The following is a 262-nucleotide window of genomic DNA, read 5'->3' as shown; positions in this document are numbered from 1 at the left end:
ATGAGGCCACTTGGAATGGCCCCGAAACGCGATTTCGAAGGGCCTCAAGAATCCGTTTTTTTGCCTGATTTTGCAACCGCGTTTTCGCCGTTTTCTGGCATTGGTTTCGGCTTGCGGTAGCTCTCGCCCTCGATGACGATGCGGTAGGCGCCGTGGCGCAGCCGATCGAGTGTGGCGGCGCCGAGGATGCGGTTGTCGGGGAACGCATCGCCCCATTCGCTGAAGTCCAGATTTGACGTCAAGATCGTCGCCGCGCGTTCAT

At 58.8% G+C, this 262-nt stretch carries 1 protein-coding gene; it reads right to left on the bottom strand.

Going from position 1 to position 262, the window contains the following annotated elements; translation table 11 throughout:
- Positions 1-44: 44 nt before the first annotated feature.
- Positions 45-262: ATP-binding protein (locus GWC77_RS30465; protein WP_173263039.1), on the bottom strand; the 218-nt coding region annotated here is incomplete at its 5' end.

Source organism: Paraburkholderia sp. NMBU_R16 (genome assembly GCF_013282575.1).
Lineage (GTDB): Bacteria > Pseudomonadota > Gammaproteobacteria > Burkholderiales > Burkholderiaceae > Trinickia.
This window is presented reverse-complemented; position numbering and strand designations above follow the sequence as displayed.